General features: G+C 66.7%; 14 protein-coding genes and 1 pseudogene. 2 read left to right on the forward strand and 13 right to left on the reverse strand.

Annotated elements, in window-relative coordinates:
- Positions 1–4: 4 nt before the first annotated feature.
- The 7 genes from AC2XR2_RS05550 to AC2XR2_RS05580 all read right to left on the reverse strand — a co-directional run bounded on the left by AC2XR2_RS05550 (position 5) and on the right by AC2XR2_RS05580 (position 11108).
- Positions 5–181: a TerD family protein gene (locus AC2XR2_RS05550; protein WP_467320077.1), complete on the reverse strand. Its 177-nt coding sequence runs from the start codon at positions 179–181 to the stop codon at positions 5–7.
- Entirely contained in the window at positions 181–4662 is a 4482-nt protein-coding gene (locus AC2XR2_RS05555) for a NaeI family type II restriction endonuclease (RefSeq protein ID WP_491514448.1), read from the reverse strand. The genes AC2XR2_RS05550 and AC2XR2_RS05555 overlap by 1 nt, the downstream gene beginning before the upstream one ends.
- Before the next feature lie 4 nt (positions 4663–4666).
- On the reverse strand, positions 4667–5677 hold the full coding sequence (locus tag AC2XR2_RS05560; protein WP_345567405.1) for an AAA family ATPase: 1011 nt from the start codon (positions 5675–5677) through the stop codon (positions 4667–4669).
- Positions 5674–7839, reverse strand: a complete 2166-nt coding sequence (locus tag AC2XR2_RS05565) for a VMAP-C domain-containing protein (protein WP_491514449.1) — start codon at positions 7837–7839, stop codon at positions 5674–5676. Before AC2XR2_RS05565 ends, AC2XR2_RS05560 begins: the two co-directional genes overlap by 4 nt.
- Before the next feature lies 1 nt (position 7840).
- Positions 7841–8155, reverse strand: coding sequence for a trypco2 family protein (locus tag AC2XR2_RS05570; RefSeq protein WP_345567409.1), 315 nt, complete (start codon positions 8153–8155; stop codon positions 7841–7843).
- A gap of 220 nt (positions 8156–8375) precedes the next feature.
- The gene (locus AC2XR2_RS05575; protein ID WP_491514450.1) at positions 8376–10418 is read right to left on the reverse strand and encodes an AbiJ-related protein; all 2043 of its coding nucleotides are present in this window, start codon (positions 10416–10418) and stop codon (positions 8376–8378) included.
- Between the two features lie 252 nt (positions 10419–10670).
- A complete protein-coding gene (locus AC2XR2_RS05580; RefSeq protein WP_491514451.1) occupies positions 10671–11108 on the reverse strand; it encodes a hypothetical protein in 438 nt (145 codons plus the stop codon).
- A gap of 289 nt (positions 11109–11397) precedes the next feature.
- Here AC2XR2_RS05580 and AC2XR2_RS05585 point away from each other — a divergent pair.
- Positions 11398–12636, forward strand: a pseudogene (locus AC2XR2_RS05585) (IS256 family transposase).
- A gap of 213 nt (positions 12637–12849) precedes the next feature.
- Positions 12850–14211 carry a competence protein CoiA family protein gene (locus AC2XR2_RS05590; protein ID WP_467320086.1) on the forward strand — a complete coding sequence of 454 codons (1362 nt, stop codon included), beginning with the start codon at positions 12850–12852 and terminating at the stop codon, positions 14209–14211.
- Here AC2XR2_RS05590 and AC2XR2_RS05595 read toward each other — a convergent pair.
- The 6 genes from AC2XR2_RS05595 to AC2XR2_RS05620 form a co-directional block, all read right to left on the reverse strand.
- A complete protein-coding gene (locus AC2XR2_RS05595) occupies positions 14208–15317 on the reverse strand; it encodes a three-Cys-motif partner protein TcmP (RefSeq protein ID WP_491514452.1) in 1110 nt (369 codons plus the stop codon). The two genes, AC2XR2_RS05590 and AC2XR2_RS05595, sit on opposite strands and share 4 nt — an antisense overlap.
- 98 nt (positions 15318–15415) lie before the next feature.
- Positions 15416–16171, reverse strand: coding sequence for a DUF5131 family protein (locus AC2XR2_RS05600; protein WP_491514453.1), 756 nt, complete (start codon positions 16169–16171; stop codon positions 15416–15418).
- 325 nt (positions 16172–16496) lie between these two features.
- Positions 16497–17693: a Wadjet anti-phage system protein JetD domain-containing protein gene (locus tag AC2XR2_RS05605; RefSeq protein WP_491514454.1), complete on the reverse strand. Its 1197-nt coding sequence runs from the start codon at positions 17691–17693 to the stop codon at positions 16497–16499.
- A 1-nt stretch (position 17694) separates the two neighbouring features.
- The gene (locus AC2XR2_RS05610) at positions 17695–21111 is read right to left on the reverse strand and encodes an ATP-binding protein (RefSeq protein WP_491514455.1); all 3417 of its coding nucleotides are present in this window, start codon (positions 21109–21111) and stop codon (positions 17695–17697) included.
- Positions 21108–21734, reverse strand: a complete 627-nt coding sequence (locus tag AC2XR2_RS05615; RefSeq protein ID WP_467320092.1) for a DUF4194 domain-containing protein — start codon at positions 21732–21734, stop codon at positions 21108–21110. Before AC2XR2_RS05615 ends, AC2XR2_RS05610 begins: the two co-directional genes overlap by 4 nt.
- Positions 21731–23212 (reverse strand): DUF3375 domain-containing protein, encoded by a 1482-nt coding sequence (locus AC2XR2_RS05620; RefSeq protein ID WP_491514456.1) that lies wholly within the window; start codon positions 23210–23212, stop codon positions 21731–21733. The genes AC2XR2_RS05615 and AC2XR2_RS05620 overlap by 4 nt, the downstream gene beginning before the upstream one ends.
- Between the last annotated feature and the right edge of the window lie 547 nt (positions 23213–23759).

The raw sequence follows: 23759 nt of genomic DNA on the forward strand, positions 1-23759 counted from the left end.
GGCACTAGGAATCGACGTTGATGCCGTAGTCCGCGGCCAAGCCCGCCAGCCCGGTGTCGTAGCCCTCGCCAGCGGCACGCACCTTCCAGCCCGAACCATGCCGATAAACCTCCACAGCGATGGCAACGGTCTCGCGCGAAACGAAGGGAGTTGCCCAGCGGTGGGAGTACGAAGCCCACATCAGTCCCCGCGGGGTCCGTCCGCACGATCAGTGCTTGCCGTCGGAGGCAGATGCGAAGGAAGCGCTGGCGCACGGTGTACGGGATCTCCGGGCGAGGCCAGAGACCAAAGTCGGCCGTCCATCTCCACGACAGCCTTGCCATCCCCAGGCGCAGCCGGTGCGACCCTTGCGCTGATGAACTCCCCTTCCCTGGGGACGGGGAGACCGAGCTGACGGGCAACGCGCCGATGTGAGTCGTAGTCGCCCAAGATGATGATTCCTTCGTCCCGAAGTGCTGAGCGGGATCCGCCGCTTCCACGAACGCGCTTCATGTAGTCCCGCTGCTGCACCACGGTGCGTACGGTGTTGCGTGCGATCCGGCGCCGTTGGACGCGCCGGAACAACTCGTTGAGCCGGGCCTGGCCCGAGCCACTGGCGAAGACCGCTTCCCGGTCGGCCCCGGAGATGTGCAGGAGGATGTTCTCCGCGAGCTCGGCATCGCGCCAGAGCCAGACGATCTTGTTGCGATGCTCGGCCTTGAGCGTCGTCCTTAGGTCTCTGTTGCCCCCTCGGTTGAGCCACTCCTGGTTGACCCGCAGCAACCCGACGCTCCACCGGCTCAGGTAGTCGTCCGCCCAGACCAGAAGGCAGAGGTGCCCCAGCGTGCCGGGAGGGAGCATCCAACCGCCGAATTGAAGGCTGAACCGGCAGTCGACATCGACATCGGCGATGCGAAAGTCCATAGCCTGACCGTCCTCAAAGCGAAACTCTCGCTGAATCGCGGTGTGCACCAGACCCCCGATGTGCGTCCGCTCCGTCTTGGTGATGTGCTTCAAGTCGTAACGGCCCGTCACCTCGCCGTCCAATACCTCGTCGAGGGCATCCCGCAGAACACGACCCATGCGGGCACCGTCCGGGTCTGCATCCCGCAGTGCTCGGTAGGCCGCGAGGAGCTCCTCGTCGTCCACACCCCTACCCGCCAGCCTTTCCAACACCGCAGTCGTGCTGGCTGGCCGATGCTCAGGGTTGATCGCCAGAAGGTCCGTTACCAGCGATTCGAGATCGGGAGGGAAGCCGGAGGGCAGCTCCGGTCGACGCCGAGGGCCGTGGTCAGTATCTGCTTCTTGTGGGGCGAGCGTGGGTGGTAGGGGAGCTGCGCCGGTGGCCATGGCGTAGAGCAGACAGCCCAGTGAGTACAGGTCACTCCGGCTGTCCGCAGTGACGTTCTCGAAGATCTCCTCGTACGACCGGTAGAGGGGCAGAAATGGGGAGGGGCTGCGGGTTGGTCGTATCGCATGCAGGTCGATGCGTGGCACGCGGCGGACGCATTGACCGGGATCGGTCACAAGTACCCGACCGTCTTGGCTCAACACCAGGGCTGAGGGACTGAGGTCCAGGTGAAGCAAGCCGTTGCTATGGAACTCGGCGAGCACTTGCGCAATCTGCCGGCCGACGTCTCTGATTGTGTCGAAGGACAGAGTGCCGGGCGCGCGTTTGAGCAGTTGCTCCAGGTCCTCGCCGTTGACGGCATCCGTCACGAGGTACGGACGTCTGTCGTGCACCCCATAGCCGGTGACCCGCACGAGTCCTTGAATGTCGAGTGCGGCCAGTCGCTCCGCATCCGCGATGAAGTTTTCCTCTCCTGACGCTGTGCCCTTCGTCGGTGCGTTGAACAGCTTGAGAGTGACGTCCCGGCCCTGTTGCTCATCCGTCGCCTGCCAGGTGGTCGACGTCATTCCAACGTGCCGTTTCTGGGTCAGCAGGTAGCGTCCCTCGACCAAGGTTCCCGACTCGCCGGCGGGAGTTCTCGGACCACGAGGCAGCTTCGTTACGGTCTCCTCGGCATCTGGTGCCAACGAATTGCCGACCGAGCGATCTCCCTCCGCGAGGTCCTTGCCCGAGGCCCTGACGGGGGGCGCTCCTGTCGATGCTCGGTCGGCTGTGTGGCCTTCGTACCCAGCGGCGAACGCCTCCCCCAGCGCAGCGGCCGTCGGTCTGCGGCTGGGGTCCTTCTCCAAACAACGCCGAAGAGTGCTCATGAGCACTGGTGCTATCCCTGGGTTGGGCCCAGGGCCATGTTCCGAGCTGTTGGCCTTTGGGTCGCTCCACTGTCCCGAGAGGTAGGCCAGCAGCAGCGCCCCAACGGCGTACATGTCGCTCTGCGGCGTGAGGGACCCGTCGTCGGCCGCGTCCAGGTAGGTGTCGCTGAGCGGCAGCACGTGGCGATGGGCGCTGTCGACTCCATCGACCGTCGCCGTTGCCCAGCCGACCAGCCGGACGTCGCGGTCCGTCACAAGAACGGCCCGGGGGGCGATTGAGCCGTGCACCAGTCCACGTGAGTGGGCGAGGGCAACTGCTTGTGTCAGGCCCAGCCCAATCCGCAAGAAGAGCTCCTCCGGGACCGCTCCCCCGTATTCGTCGAGGACGGCGCGCAAGTTTGGTGCGGGCGGTGAGGACGGGGAATCTGCTCGGCGGTGGATACAGCTCGCCGCAACCCACGGCAGCTCCCCTGTGGTACTCGCTGCAACGCCGAGGAGTGCAGGGACGTGCATGCCCTGCATGCGCGTCAGGCATTCCGCTTCCGTCCGGACGAGGTCCCGGGCGGTTTCCGGGTCGCTGGCATGCAGCGTGACTGGTGCCCGGACCGTGGCAACCGTGCCGTCCTCGTCCTCGGCCAGGTACATCGTCAGGTGGGGCCAACCGTGGGCACTGCGTGCACGGAGCCGGAACCTTCCGAGCTGTATCGGGTCCTCTGGCAGAAGCTCCACCCAGCCGAGCGGCAGGGGCTCACCAGGCGGCTCGGCGTACGCCTCATCGCTCGCGGCAGCCGCGGGCACGGGGGGACCGGCGGAGTTCTCAGTCTCGCCCTCGGGGCTTCCGCTAGGTGGTTCCGGCGTGACTGCCACCGGCTCGGCATTGGCGGACGGGATACCGAGCCGCGTCAGCGTCTGTTCCCGGAGCCAGCCGAAGGCCCGCCCGGAGTCTTCGATGACGGCCGTGCCTTCTGGGTGCCCGACCCACGCTGGGAAGACCGGGGCCCGGCCGACAGCGGCCTCAACTCGCCGCGTCACAGCCTCGGCGGTCCGCACCAGTTCCCTTGGGGAGACTGCGCTGAGAAGTACACGCCGAGCCTCGTCCGTGAAGTCGAAGCGACGGTGGTGCGGCAGCCGGTCCGCCGCGCCGGCGTCGAGTTCATGCATCAATCCCCCGAGAAACACCTCCATGACATGGCCGAGGTCGGTCGGTGGTCCGAGGGCGGCCTGCACCAGACGCATCACGGGCGGCGTGACGGGGGCGACTGCCGCCATGTGGGCCGCGAGCCGATACGCGTCGGCGGACGCGGCCTCCCTGAAACGGAGTACTGCTTTCGCAGGGTCGCCGCCCAGGGCGTCGGCGACGGCAGAGCTGGAGCGGGCCCGGCCGGCGTCCCAGAGCGGAAGCAGCGATGTGCCGCCGGGTGAAGCGACGAGCCCTGCCCAGTCGGCGACGGCCGCAGGGGTCGGCGCGAGGACGGGGATGGGTATGGAGTCGAAGCGTACGAGGTCTGGCGGCAGGTCCGGGTCGTTGACGTGCCAGGAGCGGGTGGGGCCGCCCCGGCGATGGGTGGTGACCTGCCAGCGCCTCGCACTGATGCCGGTGCTCGCCCACAGCCGGGAGGGCAGTGCCTGGATGATCGCGGTGGGACCGCAACGTCCCCAGTGGTCCATCACCTGGCGCATAGCGCCGTCTAGCCATGCTTCGCCGACGCCGTCGCTGATGACCAGAACGAGGGTGTTGCCGGTCGGTTCGCAGAGAGCCTTTGGGGTCAAGCGCCGACCGCGGTGACGGTAGGGGCTGGTTCGCAGGAACGGAGTGCCGCTGCGCGTATCGAGTCCGTACACCTTCACGTCTCGGAAGGCTCCGGCACGTTCCATCAGGGTCCGGACATCCGCGGCGAGGCGCTGCCAGAGCACCATGGAGACGCCGTCGTCAACCACGAGGGCAAGGGACAGCCAGCGGGTGCGCACCGCTCTGGTGACAGTCTCGGGCACTCCTGTGTCGGCGATGGCGGCGACGGTGCGTGTGACGTCGAGTTCGTGCTGCCCCCGGTCGGGGAAGCGCTGCCGCAGTGGCCGGAGGGATTTGCCGAGCCGGAGTTGGCCGGCCCCGAGGGTACTGGTGTCCGGGGCGCGGACTGCGACCGCCGGCGACAGCTCCGCGGACCCCTGCACGCCTTGGGAGAGGCTGGGCTGCGCCGAGGCCAGGAGGGGGTGCGGGGCGAGCTTCTTCGTGGATGCCGCAGTCGTCGGCTCTTGTGCGGTCTCAGCAGTCTTCGACGCTGTCGCCCCATCGCGGCGGGGCTCGCCGTGGTGCTCCGAGGCCGCGGTGGCCGCGCCGAGAGAGCGCGCCAAGACGCCGGAGTCTTGAGGCAGTTTCCCGGCGAGCCATATGGCGTCGAGGAGTTCCTCGTGGGCAAGCTCGATCCCGCTCTCGGCCAGAACCTTCGTTACGCGCGAGATCACGGGGTCACACGGCTCCGCCGAGACGGTGCAGGACGGCTTGGAGGAGGGAGGCCGCGTCGAGATTCACGCCACCCTTGCGAAGGAAGACGGCGTTGAGTAGCTGATCGGTGGCCAGTTCGCCCTCGGCACGCCGTTCAAGGAACTCCCGCAGCAGGTCGTCCGTGTCATCCAATGCGTCGGGGCCGAGATGCGCGGCGACGATCTCCCGAAGCCTCGACTCGTTGGGCTCGGGGAGATCGAGACGAACGCAACGACGCAGAAAGGCAGGCGGGAATTCGCGTTCGCCGTTGCTGGTGATGATGACGACCGGGAACTCACCACAACGGACGCGGCCTCGCGTAATCGGAGCAGTCTCATCCGGGTCGTCCGTCAGAACGTGTACGGGCGCGTGGCTCGCGGGCAGCCGGGTGAGTTCGGAGATGGCGAACTCACCCTCCTCGAAAATAGTCAGCAGGTCGTTGGGGAGGTCGACGTCACCCTTGTCCAGCTCGTCTATGAGTAGCACGCGAGGGCGCTTCCGAGGCACAAGCGCATTACCCAGAGGGCCGAGCCGGATGTACTGGCCGATGTCCGGATCCGTGCCGTCCGCGTCGCGCCGCACAGATGTCTCACGCAGCCGGCCAACGGCGTCATAGTGGTAAAGAGCGTCCTGAAGAGTTGAGCGACTGTTCACTGGCCACTGCAGGACGCGGCCGAGCGCGAGTTCATGGGCGATGGCATGGGCCAGCGATGACTTGCCCGTACCAGGCTGCCCGGTCACCAGCAGGGGCCGACGCAGGTGAAGCGCCGCGTTCACCACCTGCACCTCGTCAAAGCCGATGAGGTAGGGCCGCGGGTACGGAACCCTGTCACCGGTAACGGTCTCCGGCCGGTCGAACCGGCGCCACGGCGGAGCGGCGGGGAACGGCACCTCCCGGCGCTCGCCGTCCCCGCGAAACAGCCACCAGTCGTCGCCTGCACCGTCGGACGATGAACGCTGAGAGCTTGAACCGGCCAAGGGCTCTGAGGTGGTCATGACGCGTGCGATCCTCTCCAAGGGTCACTCAGTCGAAGCGGCTCAGACCGCGGGAGACGGCCTTCCGGTTCCCACACAAGGGATGGCCGTGCCTGCCGCTCAGCCGGGTCAGCCGCCGAGTCGCTGCGGAAGACTCGGACCCGCTCGGGAAGTCCCTCCAGGTCGCCGGACGGGGCTAGGATGTCCAGTCTCCCCGCGTCCTCGAAGCCGCAAGCCACACGGTCCCAAAGCACGACCGGCACGCCCAGGACAAGACATGTCAGCACCCAGGATCGGCGCTCGTCGGCGGGGCTATGGAGGACGACCCGCGCGGTGTCACGATGCTTGGTCTTCAGCAGATTCACGAGCTGCCTGGAGTCCCCAGATGTCCGGCTGGTGACCAGCACCGAAGCGCGTCCGTTCTTCCACCGGCGTTCCTGGTCGCCTTCGCGTTCTGGCCTGTGATCACTAAGTTCCGGGCAGCTCAGAGAAACACGGTAGTCCGCTCCGATCGGCCACGGCGGAAGGATGTCGTCGAGCGCTCCAGGCCGCTCCCATTCGTCAACGGCCAAGTCGAGGCCTGCCCGGTCGACCACTACAGTCACCCAAGGCACATGGTCACCTTGTCCCTGCTCCTGGGTGGCGGCGAAAACCGCCTCGCTCAGGCTGTTCGCCGCTTCCCGCGGGGTCTTGGGCTCCGATTCCACCTCCTTGAGCACGCGGTGCGAACCGTCATCGCGGACGAGCAGAATGCGGACGCGGTACCGTTCCTCTCCCGCGGTGGGGTCGTGTGCCAGTTCCATCACGATCCGTGACACCGGCGACGCTGCGCGCCGCGCCCACCGGGCGGCGTCCGCACGCCGCTCGCCCAGGGCCCCGGCCTGGATACCGAGCCGCCGGGCAGTCTTGTCCGACCACGCGCGCAAGTCGTCGCCCAACCCGTCGCCTACAGCCGCCGCCACGTACTCGACGAGCCGCAGCAGCGCCGGCACTGGCGGGGCTCCCGCTGGGCCGCTCGCACCGTCGGACAGATCCTCCAAGCGCTCAACCACGCCGCAAACGTCCTCTTCGCCGAGCTGCGGACGGGCGAGCGCTTCAGGAAGAACAACGTATGGCAGCGCCTCACCGGCTGTTCGGGGAAGCACTGTTGGCTGCTTCTCGCAGACCCTGCTCAGCAGACCGACCAGCGCGCCGTACTCGTTCACGGAAAGCAGCGATCCACAGTCGCCTGCCCTGGCCCACAGGAACAGACGAGTCAGAGCAGCGCGGGTCTCCCCCTTCGCGCCGCCCGCCAGGGCTTCGCCAAGCGACGCGAGCGCTCGTGGATGCGCCATGAGGAACGCCACGAGGTCAGCACTGGTGGGCTCATAGCCCACAGCTTCGTAGCCGAGTTCGAGCGCCAAGGCCCGAGCGTGATCGACGCGGATGTCGGGGCGCGAGAACAACGGCGCGAGCAATGTCTCCAGTTCGCGCTCGACGGGCGTGCGCTCGGCGGCGGACCCGGCCCTGGGCAAAGACGCACCGACCGCGCTCAGCTCGAACGACCGACCGGTTTGCTCCTCGACGAGGGACGCGAAGTCGCCGTCCCCAGCGAAGGACGACACCGGCAGGGCAATCAGCCGGCGGGCTCCGTACGCGTGGTCCTCCTCGGTCACTACGCCGACGAGGTGGCCGCCGCAGAAGATCGCCGCTCCCGAGGCTCCGCCCCAGGCGTTCCCGCCGTCCGTTCGAGGAGTGGGGGCCGGCCCCTGGTCAAGGACGTAACGGTCCCTGCCTCCGGAGAGAACCGGCAGGACACCGCGCAGGTGCTCCGGTGCTCGGGTCTCCCCTTTGGCAGCCCAGGGATAGCCAAGGCCCTCATATGACACAGGCGCGGTGCCTGAAGGGCAGCCCCAGCGGACGGCGCCGGGCGGATCGATCTCACGGTTTGTCTGCAGCAGCGCGACGTCGAGTCCATCCGGGTGGGTCCAGAGCAACTCCCCGTCCACGCGCGTCGTCTCGCCGTCGAGGTGGTGCCCTACGCGGACGGTGATGACCGGCCAAAGCGTTCCTGTGTCTCGGTCCTCCACCACATGTCGCGCGGTCAGCACGAGCCGCGGCGCGATCAGATAGCCGGAGCCGACAGTCAGGCGCCCGTCACCTGTGCCCCCGCTGCGGATCAGCGCCAGTCTGCGGCGATCCACGTCACTCCTCGTCCAGTGACCCGAGCTCGTCATCGCCGATCTCGGGACGCGTGCCTCCGAGAGCCCGGTCCTTGACCGTCAGTTTCAGCACCAGCTTATGAGTACGGACCGTGGCTTGCTCACCCCCAGCCCCGACGCCAACCACTCCGAATGAAACCTTGCCCTCCCCCTTAGCGGACTTACGCAGTTCGAGCTGCAGCTCCAGCTCCGCCTCTTCAACACCGAAGGCGAATTGCTGGTTGGCGCCGAGCCGCTGGGCCTCGTACAGCTCCTGCCGCAGCTCTTCGATGGCTGCAGCCAGACCGATAGTCGACACCTTCGCCCGCCCCCCGTTGAAGACAGAAAATACTAGATCGCCAGTACGGTACAACGCTCGCCGACGGCGAAACGCCTCACAGCCAGCTCATTCCCCGAGCACATCCGCGCCAGCTTGAGTGGGACGGCGAGCGTCAAGGCCGCTGCCCAGGCGTTCGGCCTGTCTAGACCGAAGAGCTACGACCTCGTTCGACGCGGAAAGCGCCCGGTCCACCCCCGCGTCACCGCAGTCCTGGTGGGGATGGGCGGATCGCGTCAGCCTTCTCGGGCGCGGGACGCGCGTCGGCAAGGTGTGTCAGTGCGGCTCGGATCCGGTGGTCGACATCGACGTCGTCGGCGATGTGAGTGAAGTGTGCTGCACAGGTGGGGTGTTGGCGAAGCATCGAGGCGACTGAGCTGGCACTGTCACCCTGCAAGGTGCGTAGCCATGCCACGATGTCCTTCTGAGGTCCCCACTGATCCCAGTGACCGTCCCATTCGAATGCCCCGTCACAGCACTCCTCGAGAAGGTCGAGTGCGCCGCTGTCTGCCGCCTGCTGTGCAATGCGAATCAGCCACATGATCGTGGCATCGACTTCCCCACGCTCCGGAGACCGGTGCGTGCCCAGGAGTGCGGCCATCGCGCGGACGATGTCGATAGCACGCTGGGCATCGGCCAGCAGCGCCGGCAGGAGCGGCCACAGGGGCAGCTTTACCAGCAGATCGCAGTAGAGCGGCGCGTCATCGGTATGTCTCGCGGCCAACGCGATCAACTCGTGTGCAGCGGTGGCAGAGCCTGATTCCATCTCCTGCTGAAGGGCCTGCGCCTTCACGAAGGGGGACTGCGGTGGGGCCTGTGTCTCCTGGATCACCAGCTGGCGAAGTGCCCGGACAGTGGGAGGCCGGCGAGCGGGATCGGTCTGCGTGGCCTGCCGCACGATGCTCCTCCACGGCCCTGCCGGGGGCAGGAGCGGCACGTTGATCGCGGGCATCGCTCCGGTCACGGCCCAGCCAATCAGCTGACCAATGCTGTACACGTCGGCGGCGTCCGTGGCGCCGTGAGCGTCAACGGAAAGTTCCGGAGCGGCAAAGCCGTCCGAGCCGAAAGGTACGCCGACGCGGGTGCGTTGCGGGTCCGTCGTCTGTCCACGCGGACGCCGGGCGATGCCCCAGTCTGCGAGGACCCACCGGCCGTCGTGCATGAGCACATTGGCGGGCTTGATGTCCCGGTGGAGCCAGCCAGCCTGGTGGGTGGCGGACAACACCGAGCACAGGGCGTCGACGAGTTTCCTCAGTTCTGACGGTTCGGCGAGCTGGTCTCTGCGCTGCTCTGCCGTGAAGGGGGCGTAGGGCATGACGAACCAGGTGTGGCCTGGGTCCGCGTCCAAGATCGGCATAGCATGCAAGTGCCCGTCGAGCCAGCGGCCCAGGGTGATCTCGCGTTTCATGCGGGCGCGCTTACGTTCGGGCGGGTTCCGGTCGCGGAGCTTCTTGAGCACCACCCTGGCGCCCGTCGGTTTATGTATCGCGCGAAAGACGTCTGCTTGACCGCCGTCGGCGAACGGCAGCCGATCGCAGGAATAGTCCTTCCGATCTCCGCGGGCCAGACGTCGCACCCGCGCCGCGTCATCGGCCGCTGCCGAGGAGGCCGCGGTGCTCGGCGCAGAACTGTGCCGGGAGCCGGGCATCGGATCCGGGTCCTCGCGCGCGGCAACGTCTCGGTCCGAGTCACCGGATGCCGTCCTCTCTGCCAAGCGCCCGGCTCGATAGACCGGGTATCCGCTGATCACGGTCGCCGGTTCCAGAGCGTAACCGTCCGGAGCCAGCACCTTATTGAGCACGGTCACGAGACGTGCAACCTCCTCCTCGTCCGTGCGTACAGCGGGGTGAAGGGTCTCACTGAGAAATCGAAGCAACGTCTCGTCCAGGCCGCGCCCCAGCCCAAACCGGTCGTCGCTGAAGATCCAGTCGTTGTCCCGGTCGTCGTTGGCGTAGCGGTGTTTGGCGATGTCTTCTCGGGCCGTCGCGAAGCGGGAGTCGTGGCTCGGCAAGGCATCGAGGTCATACAGGCGCTCGAGGAACGAGAGGTCGCCCAGCCCTCCCGTCCAATCGGTCGTACCAAGAGCCTCGGCGATGCGACGCCGCGTCACCTCGGTGAGCGCCACACTTCGGTTGTCCGAGCGCGACGCGCTCTGGGTAGGAACTGCCGGTGTCCAGGTACCCGGAATTTCGGTAATGCGGCCGCGCTCATCGATCTGCAGGCCGTCTCGCCGCAGTCGCTCCATCAGATCGTCCAGCCAGGGCCCACTCCACCCCTCCCGCTGTCCGGTCCGAATCGGTCCTCGAACACACGCAGCGCCCGGGTCACGTGGCCGCGGTCGGTCCAGTCAACGGCTGCGGCGTAGGACTCGAAGGTGGTGCGGCGGATGCTTGAGTCCGTATACCGAAGTTCGTCGTCGGGGATGGGGCGAAGTTGTGGCTCTGCCACGCCTCGCCAATCGTCCGAACGGTCAAATTCGTCGCCAGCGAGCGGAACTTCATCCGAGTGCCGGGACTAACCAGTTCTCTTTGACGCGGCGACATGAACACAAAGAAACGGCCCCAACCTCTCCCCGAACGTGCTCGCCGGACTCTCCAGCCTCGGGCCAACTTAGAAACGCTCCGTCCCCCAGGGCCGTCAACAACACCGCCGCACTGTGCGGACCGACTCCGACAGCATCGAGCAGGCACGGGTAGTACGTCCCGATCAACTCCGCCAGGCGCTGGTCCAGCACTCGAGCCTGCCCCCCAAGCTGCTCGATGCGTTCCGCCAGCACCCGCACCGTGAACCTGGTCGCCCGCACGATCGAATCCACCTCCTCGCCGCCTTCGCTCAACTGCAGGCAGAAGAGGGTGAGACGACGGCGTGACAGACTCCGCAGCTCCTTTCTGAGGGCTGGGTCAGTGGTGACCAGGAGGGCCTTGATCTGGTTCACCGCCTGCCGTTTGGCTTTCACCGCGGAGTCTCTCGCCATCAGGTATATGCGCGCGATCTCGACTGGGCCATCGCCTGCCTTCACCGGTGACTGCGCACGGCCGCTGAGTACGGACCGGGCTGCAGCTACCGCATCCCCCTCGTCGGACTTGCTCCGGTTGCGTCCAGGGATGTGGTGTACGGGTTCGACCTGATCCGGGGGTTTGCTCCGGCATCGGGATGGTGCCCGCATAGATGAACGGCCACCGGCTGATCTTCGAAGTGTCGAAGTCTCGAAGGAGATCAGCACGATGACCGCACCAGACAGTCTGCCCCTGCACGCCCTCGCGGAAGACAACCTCGCCGCGGCGAGTCCCGATCTGCTGCGCGCGATGGTCGCGACGTTCGCCGACGCGCTCATGTCCGCGGAGGCCGACGCCCTCTGCAACGCCGAATACGGCCAGGTCAGCGACGAACGCGTCAACCACCGCAACGGCTACCGCCCGCGCGAGTGGGACACGAGGGCCGGGACTGTCGAACTCGCCGTTCCCAAGCTGCGGCAGGGCAGTTACTTCCCGCACTGGCTGCTCGAACGGCGCCGCCGGGCCGAACAGGCCCTGATCTCGGTGGTTGCCACCGCCTACCTGCTCGGCGTCTCCACCCGCAGAGTCGAGAAACTCGCCGAGACACTCGGCGTCACCCAACTATCGAAGTCCCAGGTCAGCGCGATGGCCAAGCACCTCGACGAGCAGGTCGCCGCGTTCCGAAACCGGCCCCTGGACGCCGGGCCTTACGCGTTCGTCTGGGTCGATGCGCTCACCCAGAAAGTCCGCGAGGGCGGCCGCATCATCAACGTCCACGCGCTCATCGCGGTCGGCGTGAACGCCGACGGGCACCGCGAGATCCTCGGCATCGACGTCGCCACCGCCGAGGACGGCGCCGGCTGGCTGGCCTTCCTGCGTTCGCTGACCGCCCGCGGCCTGTCCGGCGTCCAACTGGTCATCTCCGACGCCCACACCGGCCTGGTGAACGCAATCGGCGCCGTCCTGCCGGGCGCTTCATGGCAGAGGTGCCGCACCCACTACGCCCGAAATCTGCTCTGCCAGGTTCCCAAGTCCGCTCAGCCCTGGGTCGCGACCCTGCTGCGGACCGTCTTCGAGCAACCGGACACCGACGCGGTCCAGGCTTAGATGCGACACGTGATGGACGCTTTGGAAGCCAAGTTCCCCAAGGCCGCAGCCCACTTGGACGCTGCCCAGGCGGACTTGCTCGCGTTCACGGCCTTCCCGCGGGAGATCTGGCGGCAGATCTGGTCGAACAACCCGCAAGAACGCCTCAACAAGGAGATCCGCCGCCGCACCGACGTCGTCGGGATCTTCCCCGACCGCACCGCCGTGATCCGTCTGGTCGGCGCGGTCCTGGCCGAGCAGAACGACGAATGGACCGAGGCCCGCCGCTACATGGGCATCGAACTCCTGGCCAAAGCCCGCCTCCACCCGAACGGGTCAGAAAGCGACGATCCCGTCCTGCCCGCCGAACTGACCGCATAGCCTCAAAACGAGATCACCGAGTGGCCGTCAATACACCACTCCAGCGGACGTGACCCGCAACACCCAAGACTTGATCCCGCTCGGCCACAACAGCACACGGAGGCAAGCAGCGCGTTCAGGGGGCGGGGTTACTCGTCGGCAGAGGCGCCGCCGCCGACCAGCCCCGCCACTACAACGAACCTCGTTGTCAGTGAGAGGACTTACTCTCAAGACATGACCCACAACGTGCTGCATCGCGGTTACGGGATCACTATCGACTTGAGTGCATCAGACCTGGGTAACCCCGATCGCCCGGGCCTCCTGCAGGAAGTCCACCGCAACTACAAGCCCGACCTTCTCTACTGCCTCGGAGCCCACGAATACGGGACCGTCTGCCCCGGATTCATGACCATCGTCGAGAAGAACGGCCGCTACCACGCCCGGCACGTGACCAGGGGCGAGGTGTCCGAGACAGCGGGCGAAAGCGAGCTGCACAAGGCGCTCAAGAACCACACCGCCGAAACAGCCAGTCGAGAGGGCTTCAACGTCTCCGTCGAAGACCGAGCCGTACATGGTCGCCGTCGTACGGATGTAACGGTCGCCGGGGCCAGCGGAAAGAAGATCGGCTACGAGATCCAGATCTCGCCAATCGCGAGTGGCTCTGTGGACAACAGGACGCGCACTGCAGTGGGCGACGGCCTGACACCGCTGTGGCTCGTGACGAACGAGAACTCACTCGCCATCGATCGGGCGCCTTGGGCCAGGCTGAACGTCCAGCGATGGCAGGACGTGGGCAGTCGGGACGCCTTGCGCGTACGAGGAGGCGTGAAGGCGTTGCGCATGGTCCGCTGCGACTGGAGCACTCAGCGTCAATGCCCCAGGACTGGTACGCGCTGTGGCGGTTGGCACGCCACGTGGGAATCGACGCAGGCGCACTACGACGACATGGTGCGCATGACGGCCACGGGCGAGCTCGTGACGCTGTTCATGCGAGCGCGCACAGGGCGGCGGCGCGGCTGGCACATGTGGGTGAAACCGTCGGACAAGGCGGAATTCCTCCAGGGCCGTCCGGAACCGGATCCCTATCCGCCGGCGTCCGCTGCCGACTCGACCGCCGCATTCCTCCCCGCCGAGCCGCTCCCGCCCGACCCGCACTGCCACTATGGCGAGGACACCGGGATCCGCGCGGAACTCGCGCAGCCCCGTGACAGTGGCGACCCCATCGATGCCTCCGACTGGCTGTCGAAGGGACCGCCGCCGGAGTACAGGTCCAAGTGGAACGTGGACGGCTGGGAGATTCCCGGCGATGTGGTGGCGGCGAGGCTGACGCTGGACTCCGCCCTACAGCGCCTGAAGGCACTCGCCGACACCCTCCCGGCAGGAGCGGACATCGCGGCGGGGCGAATCGACATCACGAACGCAGAACGAGAACGGTGGCTCGCAGCCCAGGAAGAGTGCAGGCGACTGGCCGCCGCACTGGCGACCCACCCGTGGCTGCCCGCCACCCACGACCCGTTCAGTGCCCGCAGAGCTGTCTTCGCCGCCGCACGCAAGGCTCAAGCCGTGGAACCCGCCAACGCGACCTATCAGCCCTAAAACAGCTCGCCTTGTCCAGGCTTCTCGGCGTAGAGGAACACCCGGGTCTTCTTGGTGACACGGCGTGGCTCTGTGGCGACGGCCTTGTCGTCCCGCATCTTCTCGATGAGCGAGATGACTTGCGCGGGACGGTAGACCGTCTCGAGCAGCGTGTACTGCTGGAGGTCCTCGACCATTCGCCCCCGGGGCCTGCCGGCGATGAACTCCAAGAGCATTCGGCGCAGTGGATCCGTGTTGGGCTCAAACTCCAGGTCCAGGGCCTGTTGTTGCACGTCCTTCGGATCCCGGTACTGGACACCGTATGCGGGATCGACGCTCCACATCGCGTCCTTCATCTTCTCTACGCCCAACTCGTGGCGGGTGCCGTAGAGAAGGTAGAGCGGGTGCCCGCCTTCATCCACCATCTCGAAGTAGAGGGTGTAGGTGAATCCGGCGCGTTTGATCGACTCTCGATACCGATCGCGCAGGTATGCGAACTTGCGGCCTGCGGGTTGAGTGAACACGCCATGCCATTCGGTGTCACCGAACGCGGCGTCGCCTGCGGCCCGATGGCCGTCGTTCTTCTCAGCGAAGCGAGTGAGGAAGTTCGGGACGAAGGTCAGCATCACCTCGGTTCGCTTGAACTGGGCCAGCTGCTGCAACAGAGCGAACGGAATGTCCGGGCCGCCGTAGCTGTCCAACAGCACGAAGAGCGGCTTACCGAGATGCCCGCCTGCGCGAAGTCTGTCGAGGAGAGTGGGGTGGCAGGTTCCTGTGTGGAGCTCGCCCTGCATGCTGGCGCTGATCTCAGCTGGTGTCTGCTCGCGCGCGAGTGACAACTGACGCTGCAGCTTCTCCACCCGACGGGCATCCTCTTCGACGAGGACCATCCGGACCCTCTTGGGGCGTTGTTGCAGGGCCTCCGCGAAGACCCGGTAGGCGACAATGGGCGACCCAGGTTCGCCCCCTTCGTAGACCCCGGGGCCGGCGAAGCCCTCCGCGTAGGTGACGCTGTCCTGGTGCGTCAGCAGAATGCGTGTCCACGGCTGCAGGTACTTCTTGAGGAGGTCGTGCTTGGCTGCCGTATGCGGGTCTCGTGGCCAGACGACAGCTCTCGGTACAGCCATGTTCCCTCCCCGTTGCGGAAACTGCCCCAGGGCTGAGGATCACACAGCGTTTTCAGCCGACGCCAGGGCGCATACAGCCATTGGCTTGGTCTCTTCGCTCAGCCGATCGATGGCTGCAGCCGAGCCGGCGTCTGCGACCAGGTTTCGCCGGCGAGCTCTCGTCCGCCGACTTTCGGGGTGCGGCCACCCCATTGCTTGAAGAAGAACGGTACGTCGGCCTCGCGGCAGATGTCGCGGATCCCGGTGACCCATTCCTCCTTCACTGGCCGATGGTTCAGGCCGGATTCGCCGCCGGCAATCACCCAGCCGATGTCCTGAAGGTCGAGGTCAGCGAGCGGGCCCAGGAGCGGCTCGCAGGAGAGGAAACGTACGGCGGCAGGGACTTGGCGGAGGTCGTCGATGCGGTCGAGCTGGTCTTGCGACTCCACGGATACACCCATCCAAAGGTTGGGGGGCCAGTCGAGACGATCTGCAAGACGACGCAGGCGCCTGGCACGCTTGGTCAGCAGCTGGTACGTGTGCTGCGGTGTCTCCGCGATGACCTGAAATACCTGTTCCACAAAGGCCACGGGAACCTTTGCGTGGAAGAGGTCACTCATCGAGTTCACGAAGACCATGCGGGGCGCCTTCCAGCGGAAGGGAACCCCGAGTGCTCCTGGGTGCAGGGTGAGTCCGAAGCCAGGACCGGAGGTTCGAGGGTCACCATCGTTCTGATACTTGGCTGTCCCCATGGCCTTGAGGCGCCTAGCCAGGACTAAGGCATAGCAGTTGTCGCACCCTGGCGTGACTCGATCGCAGCCTGTCGTGGGGTTCCAGGTGGCTTCAGTCCACTCGATCGCGCTTCGATCACTCATCGCTGCCTCTCCTCCCGTGAGCCTCGAAGCGCCTTGCGTGCCAGGGCGCTTCTGGTGCGCTGCCTAACGAGCGGCGTACCGAACTGGCACGCGACCAACCCATCATTCCCTTCGAACGCTTGTTCCGAAAAGGGGGTGTGCCTCAACCCTCCAGCCCTAACGACGATTGCCGTCAGCCCATAGGACGTGGGGCCCCTGCCGCTCTGGGTATGGTCTGCAGACCGAACCGTTCGGCGCCGACGCCGCGCCTGCACCCCGGGCACGGCAGAACGGCAGCGACGCCGCAGTTCCCGGTCTCCGGCGGCTGGCCAGGCACGAGAGTTGGTCACCGCAGCCCTCGGCGTAGGTCGTTGAGGGCGTCTTCGAGCAGGTGGTAGCGCACGCGTTCTTGTTCGAGTCGCACGTTGGGGCCGAACTCGCCGTCCACGAGGCTGGCGTAGACGTCGGCTTCGTCCGGGGTGAGCGCGCCGAGAGGCTGGTGGGTGGGGGCGTCCTCCTTCACCCATTGGCCGCGGTGCTCCAGGAGAGTGCTCCGGTCCATCAGGATGGACTGCGTGTGCGGGAAGGCCCGGCGCAGCCGGTCGAGGATGGTGAACCCGTGAGTGTCCAGGTCGCCCCAGTACACGAGGCGTACATCGTGCAGCCAGGCCAGGGCGGACAGCTGGGTGACGGCGTAGCCGCCGCCGTGGATCACGATGCTGTGGGGCTGGTCGGGGAAGGCGAGGTAGGTGGTTTCGTTCTCGATGACGTACACGGTCGTGATGCCGGGCGGCGGCGCGGTGAACTCATCCGTGCGGACCGTGAGTTCGCTGAAGCCCCCCAGCGACTCGCCGCCGAGCAGCCGGAATCGCAGGTAGGCGGGCTTGCGCAGGAAACGGAAGCGGGCGGCGAAGTCAGTGCGCGCGGCCTCGACGTCGATGCGGTCATCGGGAAGGCACTGTTCGAGCAGGGTGGTCAGGATGGCGCGGTGGCGTTCGATGAACTTGGTGTCCACCCCAGGTACATCGAGCTGGCGCAGGTAGACGGCTGGTCCACGGTAGTCGGTGATCCAGCGGATCGTGTCCTCCAGGCGGCGCCAGTCGGCCTCCCGTTGCAGGACCTGCATGGGGTGGGCGACCATCCAGTCGATGAGAGCGGGCAGCCTTTCCTGGGTGGAGGCCAGCAGGGCTTGGTAGCGGGCGACCGTCGAGGTGACGCCGAGGAGGCGCCAGAGGTCCTCGCGGTCGTCGATCCAGACGCGGTCGGGGATGTTGTTCACGCCGGCCAGGCGTCCGCCGAGCCGGCGGTATTCGATGCGTAGGTGCCGGTGTGCGCTGGGCGCCCACGATTCGGTCCAGGCGAGGACGTCGTCGTACTGGCGGGTGATGTCGCCAGCTTTCGGGCCGCGCAGGGGAATCTCGACGGGGTCCCAGGGTGCCCCGTCGGCGAGTTGGGTGAGGTAGGTACCCGTGTTCCAGCGTTTGCGGAGGCGTTCGAGGACGGCCTGCGGCGTAGTCCAGTTGGAATTTTGATGCGTCGTCATCTCAGTCTCCCTGTCCGGCGGCGGGCTGCAGGCCGGCCAGGGTGTGGGCGAGGCGTTCTTGGCGGTACTGGGCGATGGTCAGGGTACGTAGGCGGGAGTGGTGTCCGCTGGGGTTGTCGACGAAGCCGACGGCGGACACGTAGGGCTCAATGACGTGGATCTTCTGCAGTGGGGTGACGATGAGGAGTTGCAGGCCCAGGCGTTTGAAGAGGTCCAGGGCGAAGCGGGCGGATTCCTCCGAGCCGCGTCCGAAGGCTTCGTCGATGACCACGAAGCGGAAGGTACGGCTTCTGCTGTGGGTGGTGTCGAGCTTGAACTGGTAGGCGAGAGAGGCGGCCAGGATGGTGTACGCGAGCTTCTCCTTCTGTCCGCCGGACTTGCCGCCGGAGTCGGAGTACACCTCGTACTCGGAGTCGTCCTCGCGGCGCCGTTCGCTGGCGCTGAAGACGAACCAGTACCGCACGTCGGTGACGCGCTTGGTCCAGCCGCGGTCGCTGTCCGCGTGGCCTTCGCGGCCCTTGAAGCGTTCGATTAGGTGCTGGACCTGGTGGAACTTCTCCTCGGAGTACAGGTCGGAATCGTCGCCGGATAGGACGTCGTCGGTACAGGCGCGCAGTTCCGCGGTGAACTCGCGGATCTCGGTGTTGGGCGTCTGCTCGGGCTTGAGCATGATGTAGCGGCCCGGGTTGTAGTCAATGTCGGCCAGCGACTCGTTGATGGTGTTGATGCGGTCGCCGATCTCGTCGGCCCAGATGTTCAACTGCGCGTGGAATCCGGCGATTTCGCGGATCACGTTGGTCTTCAAATAGGTGCGGAACTGGTCCTGGAAGCGCGGCAGGTCGTCGGCGACGAGCTGCTGGTGCAGGGCACGGTAGCCAGGGGCGGAGGCAACGGAGGCGTCGAGTTCGCTGGTCTCGACCTGATATGTGGTGCGGAAGGAGCTCATCTGGGCGGCGATCGTCTGGGCGAGGCGGGTCTGCTCCTTGGCCCAGCGGTGCTTGTGCGCCGTCATCTCCTCGCGCAGCCGGGTTTCGGTTTGCACGCACTCCTGTGCGGTCCGGCACGCCAGGCGGGCGGTGGTCAAGCGCTGTTCGAGGGCCGGAAAGTGCGCCTGTGCAGCGCCGGCGGCCGGTTCGTCGAGTACCGCGCGGGCCTCGTCGCGGGCGCGTTCAGCGGCGTCACGCTCGCCGTCGACCCGTCCCCAGCTCTGGCTGGCCTTCTCGTAGGCGGCTCCCTGTTCGGTGATTTCGTCGGCGATCTCGGTGAGGCGGCGGGTGAGTTCGTCCAGGTCGTCGGAGGCGGCTTGCAGGCGCTGCTTCTCCGCGGTCAGCTCTGTGATGCGCCGTACCGCGGACGGCCAGTCGATCTCGCTGTAGTCCAGCATCGCCGTCAGCCGGTCGAGGACCTTGTCACGGCTGATGGCATCCTCGTAGGCGGCTCCCAGTCCGCGTTGCTTCTTCTCCATCTCGCGCTGGGCGCCATGGACCCGTCCCGCCTGATCCAGGAGGGCATCGATCTTCGCCTGGTTCGTCCAGCCGAGCACATACGTGCTGCGGTCGTCGATGCGGGTGGTGTCGTTCTTCTCGTGGCGGCCCCGCACCCCCTTGATCAATCCCCGTGCGGTGATGGCCAGTTCGGCGTGCCGGAAGTCTTCCATCGTCGGCACGCAGGCGTGGGAGGCACGGCGTTCGAGCTCGCCGACCAGCCACGGGGCGAACGGCGAGTCCTCACGCACTTCGAGCTTGGTGAACAGCGCCGTGGACGCACCGGTAGGCAGGCGCCGCGGCGGGAGCTTGTCCGGGACGCGGAAGTAGACCAGCTTCGTCCCCAGGTGGTGGTCGTTGATCCAGTCTGAGACGCGAGCGTACTGATCGCCGGGGACCAGGAGGGACACGGCGAAGCCGCGCAGCAGCCGCTCGGCGGCTCCAGCCCACGCCTGTTCCTCGTCTCGGACCTGAATGAGTTCGCCGGCGAAGGGCAGGGCACTGTCCTCGATGCCGAGTTCGCGGCTCAGGCGGGCGCGTACCTCCAGCTGCTTGCGGGGGATGTTGCTGCGGCGCGAGCGCAGGCTGATCAGGTCTGCGTTGAGATCCTCGGCCCGCTGCTTCAGCTGTGCGGCCTCGACTGCCAGCGTCTCCAGGGCAGTGCGCGTCTCCTGTGTCGTCGCGGCGACGTCGCGCTGGGCCCGGGCGATCTCCTCAAGGCGGTCGGTGAACTGCGCCTGATCGGTGACTGGGGCCAGCTCTGCCTGCTCCAGCAGGGTTGCGTGCTGGCGGGCACGCTTCTCCTGAGCGGCACGCTGCTGCTCCGTCTCCTCGATCTGGCGCTCCAGTTCGCCCAGGCGCCCGCCGCCCAGACCCTCACGCTGCATTTCCCACCGGCGTTCCTGGTCCCGCAGCCGCTCCAGCTCGTCCTTCGCGGTCTTCTTCTCGCCCTCCAGGCGGGCGAGCATCCGCTCCGCCTCGGCGCGCTGGGCTTCGTGCAGCGCCGACGTGCGTTGGGCGATGAAGTACCGCAGGGCGGCCTGCTGGGCGTCGGCCTCCTCGATGCGTGCGGCCAGGCCCTCGTAGGCGTCGCAGTCCTCAAGCAGCGGGGTGAGGGCCTCGATCTGGGCACGGGCCCGCTGAACGGAGTTGTAGGTGGTAGTCAGAGCGTCGAAGTGGCTCACGATGTTGTCCGTCATCGCCGCCGCATCGAATGGTTCGAGCATGTGACTGCGCACGAACTCGTCCAGGCTGCCCACCGACTTCATCGACACCGTCTGATGGAAGAGCTCCAGCGCCTGTTCGGACTCGATGCCCATCCGGCGCCGGAAGTCCTTGCTGTACGGCGGGAACGTCTTGTGGACGCGGACATCGCCCGCTTCGAGACGCTTCTTCAGCGCCCGCACCTCGGTGCCGAAGTCAGCGAAGTCTCCGGCGACGGACAGCGCCCGGTCGGCGACGAGGAACAGCCACTCGGGGCTGGTGGCGTTCCCGTCGGCCAGCCATAACACCTGCCCCAGCGTGACGGTCGCCGCCAGCGCCGGGTTCGTGAACACGCCCAAAATGACGGAGTAGCTGCCCGGCTTGCGCAGCGCCACCGGCTTGGTCGTCCCCGTGGTTTCGTTGCGTTCGGACTTGTAGTGGCCCAGCACGTAAGAGCGCAGGCTGCGCTCGCCGCTCTCCGCACCGGCCGCCTTGTTGTAGGCGATCTTGCGGGCGGGCATGAATAGCGTGGTGATCGCATCCACCAGGGTGGACTTTCCGGAACCGATGTCACCGGTCAGCAGGGCGTTGGCGCCGCCGAGGCCGAACGACCACACATGCTTGTCGAACGTGCCCCAGTTGTAGACCTCCAGACGCTCCAGCCGGAAGCCTGCCGCAGCCAGGTCGGTGGAGGCACTCGTGTCGGCAGGGCCGGGCTGGGCGGGGATCACTGCTGCGTCTCCTGGGGGGTGTGGGTGGCCGCGTACTGGGCCAGGTTCGTGTCGAAGTCGGCGAGCCACTGCCCGTCGACGAAGGCTTTGATGATCCGCTGCACCTCGAACAGCTGCTCCTGCCCGCGAGCGCGGCGCAGAAATTGCAGGTCCACCACCTTGTTGATGTGACCATCGATCTGGTCGACCAGGCGTGCCTCGTTGCTGCCGGCCGGGAGGAACATGCGGATCATCTCGACGATCTCGTCCCGGGTGATCATCAGGCGGGTGCCGTCGGCGCCCGCGTCGAACTCGGCAAGCCGCTTGCGCAGCAGCACGACCAGCAGACTGACGGGGTAGGACAGCGAGCGGCGGGGCATCAGCCGCGGCGGCGCCATGCGGGGATCGCGGACATCGTCCTCGTCGTCGGGTTTCGACTGGAGGAAGGCGTAGCCCTCCATCTCGTCGATCACCACACGCAGCCCCATGACGTCGACATAGTCCTTCACGCCGGCACTGTGGTGCAGCAGCGCGTCCCAGGCCCGCTCGTGCTGGTCGCGGAAGACCGGGCCCTTGAGTAGCTGGTTGACTGGCAGCGAGAGGGAGCACGGCTGCTGCGGGGTGGGGGTGGCAGGTGTGGTCATCGCCCCTCCTTCGGGCTGGAGGCCCAGGCGATGCCGGGGCTGGTGCGAGCAAAGGTGACCACGGGCACGGTGGCGACCTGCTGAACGTCGTCCTCGCCGATCCACGTGATCTCTTCTTGGCGGTCGTCGTCGAACACGGTGGTGAACCCGTCCTCCGGTAGCGCGAAGTAGGCGACCAGTTCAGCAAGCCCCTGCTCCAGGGGGTACTCGCGCAGCGTCTCGGCCAAGGACACCTGCGTGCGCAAGCCCAGGGCGTGGTGCACCGCGGCCGTGAGCCGGGCGGGATCCACATACACCGCCTCGAACAAGGCGTCGGCGGTGAACTCCTCGTCCCCCGCCTCGATGCCGGTGCTGTCGATCGGCGCCTTGACCACCGGCATATACAAGGGCCGCTCCATCGGCAGGGCGATGGCCGGGGCTGCCGCATCGATCTCGGCGACCAGACTCACGCCCGGCACGTCGCGCAGGGCCAGGGCCTGCGTTTCGATCGCGCGCACCAGTGCCAAGACGCGGCGGTCTTCCGAGCGCACCTGGTCATCCAGGAACCGGCGGAGCTGATCCGAAAGCTGCCGCACCGTGGCTTGGGTGCGTTCGGCGGCCTCCAGCCAGTCCCGGGGCATGCGACGCATGCGCGGGTCAGGCTCGTCGATGGCTTCCATCGCCTCGACCTCGGCCAGTAGCGTCTTGAGTTCGTCCTGACGGCTCGGGGCGAGCAGGAAGTCGTAGAACGCCTGGAAGGTCCGCCCCTGGTCCGACTCTGCGATGCTCTCGCGGCTGCCCAGCACCTCGTCCAGGAGTTCGCCCTTGGCCCCGTCCCACGCGGCGATCTTGCTCCGCAGATCCCGGTCCAAGTCCCGGAAGTTCGCCTCAACCTCGCGGAAGTCGGCGAGCAGCCCATGCGCCGTCGTCGTCACCTGCTGGTAGCGGTCCCGCAGCGCCGCGCTGTCCAGGACGTCTACCTCGCCGGCCTCAACTCGCTCGATTTCCTGATCGATTTCATGCCGTCGCCGGGTAAGCTCGGCCAGTCGCGCTTCGGGGTCGGTTTCGGTGCCGAACGTCATCTGCCGCAGCAGATCGAAGATCGTATTCAGGCGCGACTCCGTACCGACGAACGAACGCTCTTCCAGTGACCGGACCCACGCGATCGCCTTCTCGACCGCGGCCGTGGCGTCGTAGTGCGGCTCGTCCGAATCCGCCGGGTAATACTTGCGCAGCCAGCCGTTCCCCGGTGCCGACCAGACATCCAAATACGCCTTCGCGGACTTGGGAAACGTGCCCTGCCCGAGCCGGTCATTGAGAGCGAACAACTCGTCGTCCAGACGTTCGACAAGCTCCGCACTGGCAATCGAGCGCACTCCCTGCTCAACGAACACCTTGTTGAAGAAGCTCAACATCAGCGCCGCATTGTCGGCCTTCAGCAGCCGCCAAGCAGCACTCTGCTTCCGCAGGGCGACCAGACGGTCGTAGTCCAACTCCATACATCCTGCCCTCTCACTACCCCAGCAAGTACGACCGCATTTCCCGCCAACAACGAAAATGCACGCCCCACTCGGTCGGCACTCATGCCCGCACAGCCATGCATGGGATTCCGCGCCAACCACAAGGAACCGTAGAGGTCACCACTGACAACGGGACTCGACCCGAGCCGATGACGGGATAGGCCAGGCTGCCTCGGGGAGGGAAAACGGCAGGCAAGAGGCCGGATACATCCGGATTCTGGATCGTTCCCGATCCTCGCCCTTGCGGCCATTCCGAACACAATTTCGAGTCCCGGACGGGGATTTTCGCTCGCCTACCGGTCCGCCGGTGCCCTGCCGCATCCGGGCGGACGCGAGGCCGTGCCATCGCATCTTGATCCCGTCCAGTAAGAGCTGGGTCGTGGCCGTCTGGGTGTCTGTCGGAATTCCAGTCGTTGTTTCCCTGTGACAGCCATGACGACGCGAACGCAGGGTGGGCCTCGCGGATGAACGGGCAGATAGGTCAACGGATGGCGCTGCTCATGTTCGTTGGTTGCGGCGCTGCGCA

The sequence above is a fragment of the Streptomyces sp. LS-MS-L19 genome (genome assembly GCF_058382285.1).

Bases quoted from the DNA above. Each gene is read 5' to 3' on its own strand.
- AC2XR2_RS05550 (WP_467320077.1), bottom strand. From the start codon at position 181: ATGTGGGCTTCGTACTCCCACCGCTGGGCAACTCCCTTCGTTTCGCGC.
- AC2XR2_RS05605 (WP_491514454.1), bottom strand. From the start codon at position 17,693: ATGACGACGCATCAAAATTCCAACTGGACTACGCCGCAGGCCGTCCTC.
- AC2XR2_RS05560 (WP_345567405.1), bottom strand. From the start codon at position 5,677: ATGACCACCTCAGAGCCCTTGGCCGGTTCAAGCTCTCAGCGTTCATCG.
- AC2XR2_RS05590 (WP_467320086.1), top strand. From the start codon at position 12,850: ATGACCCACAACGTGCTGCATCGCGGTTACGGGATCACTATCGACTTG.
- AC2XR2_RS05615 (WP_467320092.1), bottom strand. From the start codon at position 21,734: ATGACCACACCTGCCACCCCCACCCCGCAGCAGCCGTGCTCCCTCTCG.
- AC2XR2_RS05575 (WP_491514450.1), bottom strand. From the start codon at position 10,418: ATGGAGCGACTGCGGCGAGACGGCCTGCAGATCGATGAGCGCGGCCGC.
- AC2XR2_RS05620 (WP_491514456.1), bottom strand. From the start codon at position 23,212: ATGGAGTTGGACTACGACCGTCTGGTCGCCCTGCGGAAGCAGAGTGCT.
- AC2XR2_RS05595 (WP_491514452.1), bottom strand. From the start codon at position 15,317: ATGGCTGTACCGAGAGCTGTCGTCTGGCCACGAGACCCGCATACGGCA.
- AC2XR2_RS05600 (WP_491514453.1), bottom strand. From the start codon at position 16,171: ATGAGTGATCGAAGCGCGATCGAGTGGACTGAAGCCACCTGGAACCCC.